The following is a 13,348-nucleotide window of genomic DNA, read 5'->3' on the forward strand; positions in this document are numbered from 1 at the left end:
AGTGAGGTGATTTTTTTGAAGTTAGTAAAACAAACCTCGTATCAAGATTGTGGTGTTGCATGCATAGCAATGATGATTAATCATTTTTATAAGTATGAAATAGATTTGCAACAAGTTAAAAATTATCTATCAATCCATGATGATGAACTTAGTTTTTATGACGTGATTGATTTAGCTAGTAATTTTTATTTAAAAGGTGATGCTTTTAAAGTTGAGCAAGATTTTTTAGAATTAAAAAATAAAGTACCATTTTTAGCACAAGTGATAAATTCTGATGGATTATTACATTTTGTTATAGTAGAAAGTATTTTACAAAATAATTTAATTGTTTTTGATCCAAGCAAAGAAAAAAAGATTAAGCAAAATATCTCTGAATTTTTGAAATGTTTTAATAGTAACGTAATAATTTTTAAATCTAACATCAAATCATTTAATAAAGACTTTAAATTTAATTTTAAAAAGTTTTTAAATATTTTTAATTTTGATTTTATTTTATACTTATTAATAAATTTAGTATCAACACTATTGTTCATTTTAGATACACAATTTCTTAAGATGTTTTCTAATTCATTATCTGAACAGACTCAAGATTTTTTAATATATTTATTTCCATTAATCATTTTATTGTTTAATATGCTTTTCAAAAATATATCGATTAATATTCTTAATAAGAATTATAAAAAAAGAAAACATTTTTTATTAAAAAAATTCTTAAACTTAATTGAATCTACAAATTCAGAAGATTTATTTTATTTATATCAAGAAATAAAATGAGTATGTCAATATGAAAACTACAGTTTGAAAAGCAGCATTTCATCGTTTATTTCTGAAGTAGTAAGTTTATTCTTTATTTATTTTATTATTAAAGAATTATTTTTAATAATACTTATAGCTGATGTTATTTATATATTGATTAATACTTTTATAAATAATTTTGTTAAAAAAGATAGTTTTAATCAAGATAAAGAATGATTTACATTTTTAAGTAATATTGAACATGTAAAAAATATTTGTGCTGAATATGATATGTTAACAGAACTTTTAAAATTAGAAGAAAAAGATAAGTTGGCAAGTTCAACGTTAAATTGAATTGAACTTTGAGATAAAGTTGGCTTAATATTAATTTATATAGTTAGTTGATCATTATTAAAAAATGGTAATTTAGAATTTTCACTTTTCTTTATAATTTTATTGTTTAAAAATTTTAGTAGAATTAATATTTTTAATTTAGGTCAAACTTTAATATGAATAAAAAAGTATAAGATATCAATTATAAAATTTGAAAAAATTTTTATTGAAAAAAATGAAGTTAATTTTAATGAAGAAATAAGCAATATTCTAATTTCAAATAAACAACAAAAATTAGAATTAAATAAAGGGTTAAACATAATAAATTTTAAAATTGATTTAGGTAATGTAAATAAAACTAAAAATGATATAGAAGTTGATGTCTACATAAATAACAAGAACATTAGCATTTTAAAAACATCTGATTTACGTAAACAAATTTATTATTCAAAAAATTTTCAAATCAAATTTGGAACTATTTTTCAAAACATAACATCATCAAACATAAATAGTATAAATATTTTTAATATTAAGGAAATTAATGAACTTTTAAATAAATACTCAATCAAAATAACAAAACTAGTAAAACCAGAAACTAATAGTCAAATTGAAAAAGAGATAATTAAGCTATTGAATGTGTTTTACATTAACAAAAAAGTAATATTAATTAAAAATGATTTTCAAATATTAACTTTTGATGAAATAAAGTCAATTTTAACTATCTTTACTGAATTAAGTGATGATAAATTTTTGATTTTGTCTTAAAATTAATATATTAAAGTAAAAAGGGATAAGAATGATAAGTATTGATTTTATAAATGAAACTGATTTAAAAGTAAAAGAATGAGAAGATTTAGCAAAACAAATAATTAATTCAGGTTTTAAATATCTGAAATTAAAAAATAAAATAAATCTATCTATTACTTTTTTAGATAGTGAACCAGCTCAAAAAATAAATCAAGAATATAGAAATCATTCTTATATACCTGATGTAACATCATTTCCAATAGAAATGTCTCCACAAGAAATAAAAGCTTTAGGATATCAAGAAATAGGAGATATCTTTATCTGTATTGAAGAAGCAGAAAGAAAAAGCATTAAATATGATCATTCTTTGAAAGAAGAAATGGGATTTTTATTTACACATGGTTTTTTACACTTAATGGGTTATGATCATGAAACAAATGAAAAAGATGAAGAAGAAATGTTTTTCATTCAAGATGAAATACTTAAAATAAATAAAATAAATTACACAATAAAATTCACAGAAGAAGATTATAAAGAAATAGAGGAAAAAGATGAATAAAATTAAATCGGGATTTATATCTATAGTTGGTAGACCAAACGTTGGTAAATCAACTTTATTAAATAAAATAATAGGGCATAAAATTTCAATTGTTACAAATAAAGCTCAAACAACAAGAAATAATATAAGAGGTATTTTGACAGAAAAAGAATATCAATTGATATTTGTAGATACACCAGGAATACACACTTCAAAAAATCAAATTGATAGATTTATGAATTCTAGTGCTATGAGAAGTATGAAAGAAGTTGATGTTGTTGTATTTATGGCACCAGCTGATGAAACAATAGGAAAAAATGATTTATTTATATTAAATGAATTATCAAAAAAGAATGACATTAAAAAGATACTTGTAATTTCAAAAGCTGACGTTGTTAGCAAAGAAAAATTATTTTTAAAAGCTACTGAATGAAATACATATGAACAAATTTTTGATGAAATTATTATTACTTCGTCAACTGAAAATATTAATATTGATAAATTAATAGAAACAATTGTTGGTTTCTTGCCTGAAACAGGTCATTACTTTTATGATGAAGAATCTATTACAGATCAACCTAATCGTTTTGCAATAAGAGAAATAATAAGAGAAAGCGTACTTTTAAAAGCTGGACAAGAAGTTCCTCATTCAGTTGCTATACTTGTAGATGAACTTGAAGAAACAGAAGATGAAATTAATATTGTTGCATCTATTATAGTTGAAAGAAAATCTCAAAAAGGAATTATTATCGGTCATCAAGGTAAAAAAATAAGCGATATTAAATATAAATCAAGAAAACAAATAAGAGAACTTTTTGAAAAAGATGTTAATCTAGAATTATTTGTAAAAGTCCAAGAGAATTGAAGAAACTCTGCAAGTTTAATTAAAAAGATGGGATACGACAAGGATAAATACTAATGAGTGAAGTAAAAATCAGAGGAATAGTTTTAGATTCTTTAAATTATGAAGAAAATGACAAAATTATTACAGTTTATTCTGATGAATTTGGGAAACTAAGTTTTATTGCTCTAGGTGCTAATAAAGCATCAAGCAAAAATAATTACTCACTTAATGTATTTTCTGAATCTGATTTTGAAATATTTAAATCAAGAAAAACACAATCAATTTCAAAATTAAAAACTGGAATATTAGTAAGAAATAATTTTAAAATTGCAAAATCATATAATAATTATTTATTTGCAAGCATTATAAGTTCAGTTATTTTACAAGAAGAACTTTTTTATAACAAAGATTTTAAATTATTTGATATGTTAAGAGAAGCTATAAGAAATATTAATGATGAGGTAAACCCTTTTTCAAATATGGTTTGATTTCTTTTTTACTCATTAAAAAATTTTGGTGGATACTGAGAATTAAATAAATGTTATCGTTGTAACAAAGCAAGTAAGATTTATAGAAAATTTGATCTTCAACATTATGGTTTAGTTTGTCCTAATTGTATTAATGAAAATGAAGAAGAACATGATTATGAATTTATTAAATATTTACAAAGAATGGATAATAACACTTTTTTCACTATTCAAAAATTTCCTATAAACGTTTCTTTTGAAATAATAATTTCTAAATTACTTTTTAGCTATTATCTTAACGAAATAGGAATATATTCATACCCGATGAATGAAATTTTAAAGAAAGAAGTTTACAAAGATGACACCTTTTGAGAGTACACTCATAAAGTGTTGACAAAAAATAGTATTTAAAGGTAAAATCATTTATAATTGAAATAGTTTTATGTCAGCCAAATGCTGACTTTTGTTATTTTATATACAAGACTATTAAGGAGAAAAAAATATGGAAAAATTAATTGCCCATTTAAAATCTCAAGGTTTTATTTTTCAAGGTTCAGAAATTTATGGTGGACTAGCTAATTCTTGAGATTATGGACCATTGGGTGTAGAAGTTAAAAATAAATTAAAGCAAGCTTGATGAAATCATTTTGTTAGAAAAAACCCTTACAATATTGGTTTAGATAGTTCAATCATTTTGAACTCAAGTGTTTGAAAAGCTAGTGGTCATATAGATGGATTTAACGATCCATTAATTGATTGCAAAAAATGTAACAGTAGATGAAGAGCAGATAAATTAATTGAAGAATTTAATTCTGAAATTAATGCTGGAGTTATGACAGAAAATCAAATGGAAGAGTTTATTAGAGAACAAAACATAAAGTGTCCAAAATGTCAGGCATGTGATTTTACACAAATAAGAAAATTTGCACTAATGTTTAAAACTAATCAAGGAGTTCTTGAAGATGAATCTTCTTCTGTATATTTAAGACCTGAAACAGCGCAAGGTATTTTTATAAACTTTAAAAATGCTCAAAGATCATTGAGAAAAAAATTACCTTTTGGTATTGGTCAAATTGGTAAATCTTTCAGAAATGAAATTACACCAGGTAACTTTATTTTTAGAACACGTGAATTTGAACAAATGGAATTAGAATTCTTTTTTAATCCATCTGATGAAAAAGATTGATTCTCATACTGATTAAATGAAGTTGAAACATTCTTACAAGATAAAATTCAAATTAATAAAGAAAATTACAGAGTTAGAAGTCATGAAAAAGATGAATTAGCACATTACTCAACAGCAACTAGTGATATTGAATTTAAATTCCCATTTGGTTGAGGAGAGTTATGAGGAGTTGCACATAGAGGTAATTTTGACTTAAATGCTCATCAAGAAGCATCTAAGCAAGATTTAACTTATTTAGATCCAACTACTAATCAAAAAGTTTTACCACATGTAATTGAACCAAGTGTTGGTGTTGAAAGAATGATGTTAGCTATTTTATGACAAGCATATCATGAAGAAGATTTAGGTGAAGGGAATTCACGTATAGTTATGAAATTACCATATAACCTAGCTCCGTATCAAATTGCTGTTATGCCTTTACAAAAACAACAAAATGATCAAGCACAAGCTCTATATTCAAATCTTTTAAATAATTTTGATGTTACTTATGATGAAACAGGAAATGTTGGTAAAAGATATAGAAGACAAGATGCAATTGGAACACCATTTGTGATAACAGTTGACTTTGACACACCAGAAACAAATTCAGTTACAGTAAGAGAAAGAGACTCAATGGAACAAGTACGTATTAATTTAGATGAACTTGAAGCATATTTAAAAGCAAAATTTTAATTTTTAATTTTGAAAGGAAGTGATACTCATGTTAATACCAAAAGAAGTTATTGATGATATTATTGAAAAATCAGACATAGTTTCAATTGTAAGCGAAAGAGTAGCGCTTTCAAAAAAAGGTAGAAACTTTTGAGGGTTATGTCCATTTCATCAAGACCAAAATGCTTCAATGTCTGTTTCACCAGAAAAAAAATTTTTCAAATGTTTTTCTTGTCAAGTTTCTGGTACAGTTTTAGACTTTGTTAAAGACTTTGATAATATAAGTTTTCAAGAAGCTATAAAAAAATTAGCAGTTATATTAAACTATGATTTGTCTAAGTTTGAAAATGAAAATCCAGTTAAACAAAATAAAAATACAATTATTTATAAACTTAATGAAGAATCTTTAGCATTTTTTAAATTAAACTTAAGATCTAATGAAGCAAAGCATGCTGTCAAATACCTTCATTCAAGAGACATAACAAATGAAGATATTGCATTTTTTGAAATAGGATTCTTACCAAAGAATAATAGTTTAGTTGAACACTTAATAAGCAAAGGATACAACATATCAGATATTGTTGAAGCTGGATTGGGGACTTATAACGAAGAACGCCAAAAAATGTATGATATTTTTACTGATAGAATAATGTTTCCAATAAGAAATGAAAATAAAGAATTAATTGGTTTTAGTGGAAGAATTATTGAAACAAATTCTGAAAAACCAAAATATTTAAATACAAAAGAAACACCAGTATTTTCAAAAAGAAAAATAGCTTACAACTTTAGTGAGGCTATTAAATCAGCGCGAGTTAAAAAAGAATTAATTGTTTTAGAAGGATACATGGATGTTATCAGTTTGCATAAAAATGGAATAGATAATACAATCGCTTTAATGGGAACCGCTCTTTCACAATATCATGTTAGTATTTTCAAAAATATTAAAGGAACTATAAAAATGTTCTTGGATGGTGATGAGCCTGGTATAAAGGGTAATATAGAGGCTTCCCAAACATTAATTTTAAATAATCAAAAGGTACTGGTAGTTAATAACCCTACAAATAACGATCCAGATGAATTAATAAAACAAGGTAAAAAAGCTGAAATTGAAAAAATGATTTCTGAAGCTTTAAATCCTTTGGAATACATTATTTCAAAACGTTGACCAAAAGTTAATTCAAAAGATTTTAATTCTGTTGAAGAATTCATGAAAGAAATATGTTCATTTGTATTAAAGTGTAACAACAATATACTTTATGAAACTTCAATTGATGAACTTGAAAAAATAACAGGTCTTTCAAAAGAAGCAATTATTAATTTTTATAAAAAAATATTAAATAAACAAATCAATAGTATTTCTAATAATAAGGTTGAAGAAGTTAAAACAAGTTCTGAAAAACAAGCAGTTAATAATAAAAATACGAGTTTTAATATTTTGTCTTCTTTGAAAGCTTATGAATTGGCAGAAAAAACTATTTTATTTGATTTAATAAAATCTAATAAAAACTTAGAATTGATAAAAGATAAAATTAGAGAAGTAAAATTCCCACATAAAGAATTTGGAAGATTAATTTTAAAAATAATTAATTCTTATGAAGAGAACATGAATTACAATGAGACTGAAATAAAAGAAATAATTAATCAAAACTTTTCTCAAGAAACACTTGAAGAAATAAACTTGTATGAATCTGATCCTTTAATGGTAAGAATAAAACCTGAAGCAAATACAGCTAAGTTAATTGAAAATTCATTTGAAAAATTAAAAATGTATTCTAATGAGAAAAAAATAGCAGAAATTAATGAAATGTTAAATTCAAATAATTTGAGTAAAAACGATCGAGATAATTTAATGGACATTTTATCTGAAAGAATTAAAAAAAGAGAAGAATGACTAGGAAATTTTAACGATAAGAACAACTAATGAAAGAGGTAACTATATGAAAAAATATATGGATAAAAAAGAAATAGCAAAAATTAAAACAATTGAAGATTTTTATGAAGCAACAGTAGAATTTGCAAAACAAAATAATAATGAAATAACATCTGAAGAAGTTCAAATGAGTTTTAGTAAAATATTTGCAAATGCAACTGATAATGAATATGAAAAATTATTAGAAGATTTACAAGCAAAAGGAATTCAATTCACAGATTTAGAAGATATTGACATTGATGAAGAAATAGATCTTGATGAAGAAGTTGATGAAGATGCTGAAATAAGTGATGATGATGCTTATGCTGATGAATTAATTGGAGAAAGAAAAGGTCCAGGTAGAAGACCAAAAGATGCTGGTACAACTAAATATAGAGTTGGATCAATTTCAAATGAAACTAAAATTCAAGATTTAATTAAAACATACTTTTCAACTATTGGACAAACTAAAATTTTAACTAAAGATCAAGAAATTGTTTACGCTAAATTAGCTAATTCAGAAGATCCAGAAGAAAGAAAAGAAGGAAGAGATATGTTAATCACTTCTAACTTAAAATTAGTTATTTCAGTTGCTAGAAAACACTTAAATAGAGGTTTAGATTTTGCAGATTTAATTGAAGAAGGAAATATTGGTTTAATTAAAGCTGTTGATAAATTTGATTATGAAAAAGGGTTTAAGTTTTCAACATATGCAACATGATGAATTCGTCAAGCTATAACAAGAGCTATTGCTGATCAAGCTAGAACAATTAGAATACCAGTTCATATGGTTGAAACAATTAATAAACTTTCTAGAATTGAAAGACAATTAACTCAAGAACTAGGAAGAGAACCATCATCAAAAGAAGTTGCAGAAAGAATGGGTGGAGACATGACAGCTGAAAAAGTTGTTGAAATTAAAAAAATTGCTGTTGAACCTGTTAGTTTAGAAAAACCATTTGGTGATGAAGATGACACTCATTTTGGAGATTTCGTTGAAGATAAAGATATGATTTCTCCAACAGACTTTACTGAAAAAGAAATTTTAAGAGAAGTTATAGACAAAGTATTTGAAGATATGCCAGCAAGAGAAGAAAAAGTTATTCGTATGAGATACGGGATTGTTCCAACAAAAGTTAGAACATTGATTAGACTTGCTGAAGAATGTAATGATGAAACTGCTGGAGAATTAGCTAAAGCAATTAATAAACTAGATATTCACTTAGAGACTCCTGTTGAAAAAATAAGAACAGTTGATAGTAAAATAATTCAAGACCATTTATTAAAATATGAAGCATCAAAAACTTTAGAAGAAGTTGGTAAAGAATTAAATGTTACAAGAGAAAGAATTAGACAAATTGAAGCTAAAACAATTAGAAAATTAAAACAACCTGCAAATGCTAATAAATCAGGTAAAGTTTTAAAAGAATTTTACAAAGGTTAATATGCTGACAAAAAGACTAAGAACTATTGCTGAATTAATTGATTCTTGCAATGTTGTCGCAGATATTGGTACAGATCATGCATATTTACCAATAACTTTAGTAAAAGAAAAAAGAACTAAGTTTGCTTATGCTGTTGATGTTAATGATGAACCTTTAGGTTGAGCTAAAAAGAACATCAACATGTATAACTGCGATAATCAAATTCAAACTATCTTAAGTGATGGTTTGGATTTTGTTTTAGAAGAACAAATTCAATTTATTGATGTTGTTACAATTTGTGGTTTAGGTAGTACAACCATTCTTGATATTGTAAAAAAAGATAATAATAAAATAGGTAAGTACATTATTTGTTCTAATACAGAAGTTAGCAATATAAGAGAATGAGTTTTTGAAAAAGAATATTCAATAAGCTTTGAAAATTTTATAATTGATAGCAAAAAAGGCTATTGAGTAATTGTTATTGAAAAAAACAAAACTAATTTAATTGCGAAAAACGATATTTCTTTTGGAAATAAAAAATACTTTACAAATAATGATGAAGTTATAAAATACTATGATAATGAAATTAAAAAGTTTGAAAAAATATTAAGTAAAATTGATGTTGAAAAACACTATAATTCTCATGAAGAAATTACAAATAAGATTATAGAAATTAGAGGATACTTAAATGAAATTAATAAAATTGATTAAATATTTAGAAAAAAAGTTTCCTGCTAACAAAGCTTATGAATGAGATAATGTAGGTATTCAAAAATTTAATAAAAAAGTGGTTAATTTTGATAAAGAAATTTCAAACGTTTTGATTACAATGGATTTAAATAATGAATCATTAAAACAAATGGAAAACAGTAAAATTGATTTTATTATTACTAGACACCCTTTTATATTTAATGAATTAAAAAAAGAGAAAGAAAATCCCTTTAAAAAAGAATTAATTAAATATTTAACAAAAGAAGATATATATGTTTTTTCAATTCATACAAATTATGATATTTGTGGATATAAAGCTTTTATTGATTTGTTAACAAATGCATTTAAAATAAAGAGTGCAAAATTTCCATTATTTAATAAAGAGTATTTAGAAGTTAATTTAAATAGTGATATATCAAAAGATGATTTAATTCAAAACTTAAAGAATGTTTTTCAAGTTAAAACAATTCAAATAAATTCAGATGAAAATTTTAAAACTTCTAAATTTTTAATAAATCAGGGAAGTGGAGCTAGTTCAATGATTTCTAAACAAATTCAAGATTGTGTTTTCATAACTGGTGAAGCTAAGTGAAGCGATTGAATATATGCAAATGACAATAATGTAACTTTAATAACTGTTGGTCATTATATGGAAAACTATTTCATTAATGATATTGAAGAAAGATTGTCAAATAATTTTAAAGATATAAAAATAGAGAAAGTAGATATAAAGGAACAATACTATGTCAAATAATAACGAAAGAAAGTTTAGTGATTTTGGTTTCAAAAAATACATTAATGATACTTTAAAAGAAATAAATTTTGAAACACCAACTAGAATTCAAGCTGAGATAATACCTTTAATCAAGAAACATCAAAATGTTATTGCTCTTTCTCACACAGGAACAGGAAAAACTCATGCTTTTTTACTACCTATTTTAAACAATCTAAGATTTGATCAAGATAAGAAAAATGTACAAGCATTAATTATTGCACCAACAAGAGAATTGGCAAAACAAATTTTTGATAATGTTAAACCTTTCACAAAAAATGAAACTCAATTGAAAGTAGATTTATTTATTGGTGGAGAGGACATAAATAAACAAATTGAATCTCTAAATAAAAGACAACCAACCATTGCTGTTGGTACACCAACAAGAATTAAAGAATTATATGAACAAAATCATCTTAAAGCTACAACATCAGATTACATTATTATTGATGAGTGCGACATGATATTTGATTTAGGTTTCATTGAAGATGTTGATTTTGTTGTTTCAAAAGCAAAACAAAATGTAAACTTATCTATGTTTAGTGCAACTATTCCTGAACAATTAAGACCTTTTGTTTCTAAATATGCTAGAAATGCACATTTTATAGATGTAACTGAAAAAAATGTATCAAGTAAAAACATAAAACACGTTTTAATTGAAACAAAGAATAGAGAAACTGATTTAGTTTTATCAAATCTTTTAAATTCAATTAATCCATATTTATGCCTTATATTTTCAAACCATAAAGAAGACATTCCTAAGTATGTTAAATTGATTCGTGAAATAACAGGTCAAAATGTTGGTGAACTACATGGTGATTTACAACCAAGAACAAGAATGAACATGCTTAAAAAAATTAAAAACAATGAGTTTAAGTTTGTTGTTGCAACAGACGTGGCTGCAAGGGGTGTTGACATAATTGGTGTAAGTCATGTTATTTCAATTGATTTACCAACAGATCTTTCATACTACATACACAGAAGTGGAAGAACAGGTAGAAGCAAAATGACTGGTGAAAGTTATGTTTTATTTAATGTTAAGAATCAAGAAAAAATTGAAGCTCTAGAAAAAATTGGGATTGAATTTATTCGCTTAAGAATGGACAATAATCAACTAATTGAAATAAGAAATAAAAACAAGAAAAAGGCTAAGCATTATGAAGACTTAGACACTGATTCAAAAAAAGTTATTGCGAAGTATAGTAATCAAAAAGTTAAACCTGGTTATAAGAAAAAAAGAAAAAGAGAACTTGATGAAATTACAAGAAAAAAACGACGTGAACATATTAAAAAAAGTATTGATAAAATCAAAAAAGAAAAGTACAGAAAACGACGTGAAGAATTATTTGATTAATATTTAAAAAAGTAGAATATTCTGCTTTTTATTTTTATATTTTTTAGTATTATTAAAAATAGAAATAATCAAATCAAAGGAAAGTAGATATGGCAAGAAAAAAAAGAATAAAAATTTATTCATCTAATGGTAAAAAAGCTTTACTACTTTCACCCGAAGAAATAACAATAGTAAAAAATGATCCAAGCTATGAAAAAAACTATGAAATAGAATTCAATAAAGGTAAACAGGCTTTCGAGGTTAGAAACTATTATGCTATTGGATTTTGAAAAGATCTTTTATTTGTTTTAATAGGTGCATTCCTTTCAACTATTGCAATAGATTATTTTATATCTATAACTGGTAATGCTGGATTATTCCCTGGTGGTTTAGGTGCCATAGCTCGTTTCCTATCTATAATAGGAGCTAATAATATAACAATTTCAGCAAGTACACTTTATTTTATAGTTTACTTCATCATGAATATTCCCTTAGTAATTTTTGGATTTATAAAAATAGGATGAAAGTTTTCAACTCTTACATTAATTTATTCAATTATTTCAATTTTCTTTGATTTAATATTACAAAATATTCCCTACATAAACCCTAATGAATTTAGTTTACTTATTGATTACAATTTAATTAGTTCTTTACCGGGTGCTTGAGGAGCAATTATTTGAATTTTTGCTTTTGCTATCTTTGGTGGAATGATTAACGGATTTAGTTATTCAATTACATATAAAGGAAATGCATCAACTGGTGGAAGTGACTGAGTTACTTATTATTATTCTAAAAAATTAAACAAAGATATTGGTTCATTAAATATAAAAATAAATATTTTCATATTATTTATTGTTATTTGTTTGAACACAATTATTTTAAAAACACAACACATTGATCAGACAATCAAACTAAGTGCTATTTACAATGAATATAATAGTTGAAATGAGTTGATAAATTCAGATTTAGGAAAAGCTCTAGATCCTATATTATCTGCTGAGGATAAAGTTTCAATAGACTTATTTAATAGTTGAAAAAATTTAAAATCTGGAAATTGAAACAATGAAGATTGATTTAATATTTCAAAATATATCTCATCATCATCTGAGTATGATTCATATTACACTTCAACATTAGTTTGAAAAATGAAATTCAAATGAATTATTGGACCAAGTTTATTTGCATCTTTAACATTAATAATTACACAGGGATTAACTGTTAATAGACTTTATCCTAAAAATAAAATTTTGAACTTATTTATATCAACAAACAAAATTAATGAAGTTCAACAATATTTATTTAGTGTTGGTTACACAAACAATATTTTCATTTGAAGAACTGTTGCTTCAAAGAAAAATGCCTGAAATGATCAAGAACAAGATTTAATTATGATTTCTATGCCGTTACTATACTTTAATAAGATTGAAGACTATTTAATCAAAATAGATGAAGACATGATTATTAATATAATTGGAAGTAAAGCTGTTAAAGGTAAAAACTTTAGTTATACATTTGATAATGAATTACGTGAAAAAGCATTAACTGAAGAATTCATGAATAATGGTAAATTAATGAAAAAAATTGAAAGCAATACAATTATTAAGACACACAAAAAAATGAAAAAAAATGGTGTTAGTATACAAAATGAGGTATAATCTTTTATAGATTATACTTTTTATTTTAAGTATTAACTTTTCA

The 13,348-nt window shown here is 24.4% G+C and carries 11 protein-coding genes; all 11 read left to right on the forward strand.

The genetic code is table 4. The features are described 5' to 3' along the window. The first annotated feature begins 15 nt into the window (after nt 1-15). The 11 genes from MFL_RS01390 (at nt 16) to MFL_RS01440 (ending at nt 13,305) form a co-directional block, all read left to right on the forward strand. Nucleotides 16-1,833, forward strand: coding sequence for a cysteine peptidase family C39 domain-containing protein (locus tag MFL_RS01390; protein ID WP_164919779.1), 1,818 nt, complete (start codon nt 16-18; stop codon nt 1,831-1,833). A 31-nt stretch (nt 1,834-1,864) separates the two neighbouring features. Next, nucleotides 1,865-2,374 (forward strand): rRNA maturation RNase YbeY, encoded by a 510-nt coding sequence (gene ybeY / locus MFL_RS01395; protein ID WP_011183162.1) that lies wholly within the window; start codon nt 1,865-1,867, stop codon nt 2,372-2,374. Beyond that, nucleotides 2,367-3,272 (forward strand): GTPase Era, encoded by a 906-nt coding sequence (gene era, locus MFL_RS01400; RefSeq protein WP_011183163.1) that lies wholly within the window; start codon nt 2,367-2,369, stop codon nt 3,270-3,272. The genes ybeY and era overlap by 8 nt, the downstream gene beginning before the upstream one ends. Continuing rightward, nucleotides 3,272-4,075, forward strand: a complete 804-nt coding sequence (gene recO, locus MFL_RS01405; protein ID WP_011183164.1) for a DNA repair protein RecO — start codon at nt 3,272-3,274, stop codon at nt 4,073-4,075. Before era ends, recO begins: the two co-directional genes overlap by 1 nt. 91 nt (nt 4,076-4,166) lie before the next feature. Beyond that, a complete protein-coding gene (locus tag MFL_RS01410) occupies nt 4,167-5,522 on the forward strand; it encodes a glycine--tRNA ligase (RefSeq protein ID WP_011183165.1) in 1,356 nt (451 codons plus the stop codon). A 28-nt stretch (nt 5,523-5,550) separates the two neighbouring features. Further along, the gene (dnaG, locus tag MFL_RS01415; protein WP_164919807.1) at nt 5,551-7,422 is read left to right on the forward strand and encodes a DNA primase; all 1,872 of its coding nucleotides are present in this window, start codon (nt 5,551-5,553) and stop codon (nt 7,420-7,422) included. 16 nt (nt 7,423-7,438) lie between these two features. Continuing rightward, nucleotides 7,439-8,854 (forward strand): sigma-70 family RNA polymerase sigma factor, encoded by a 1,416-nt coding sequence (locus MFL_RS01420; protein WP_011183167.1) that lies wholly within the window; start codon nt 7,439-7,441, stop codon nt 8,852-8,854. Between the two features lies 1 nt (nt 8,855). After that, the gene (locus MFL_RS01425; protein WP_011183168.1) at nt 8,856-9,545 is read left to right on the forward strand and encodes a tRNA (adenine(22)-N(1))-methyltransferase; all 690 of its coding nucleotides are present in this window, start codon (nt 8,856-8,858) and stop codon (nt 9,543-9,545) included. Then, nucleotides 9,523-10,299, forward strand: coding sequence for a Nif3-like dinuclear metal center hexameric protein (locus MFL_RS01430; protein ID WP_011183169.1), 777 nt, complete (start codon nt 9,523-9,525; stop codon nt 10,297-10,299). The genes MFL_RS01425 and MFL_RS01430 overlap by 23 nt, the downstream gene beginning before the upstream one ends. Next, a complete protein-coding gene (locus tag MFL_RS01435) occupies nt 10,289-11,671 on the forward strand; it encodes a DEAD/DEAH box helicase (protein ID WP_011183170.1) in 1,383 nt (460 codons plus the stop codon). The genes MFL_RS01430 and MFL_RS01435 overlap by 11 nt, the downstream gene beginning before the upstream one ends. An 89-nt stretch (nt 11,672-11,760) precedes the next feature. Continuing rightward, nucleotides 11,761-13,305: a YitT family ABC transporter gene (locus MFL_RS01440; RefSeq protein WP_011183171.1), complete on the forward strand. Its 1,545-nt coding sequence runs from the start codon at nt 11,761-11,763 to the stop codon at nt 13,303-13,305. Nucleotides 13,306-13,348 lie beyond the last annotated feature (43 nt).

It is taken from the genome of Mesoplasma florum L1 (genome assembly GCF_000008305.1).
Lineage (GTDB): Bacteria > Bacillota_I > Bacilli_A > Mycoplasmatales > Mycoplasmataceae > Mesoplasma > Mesoplasma florum.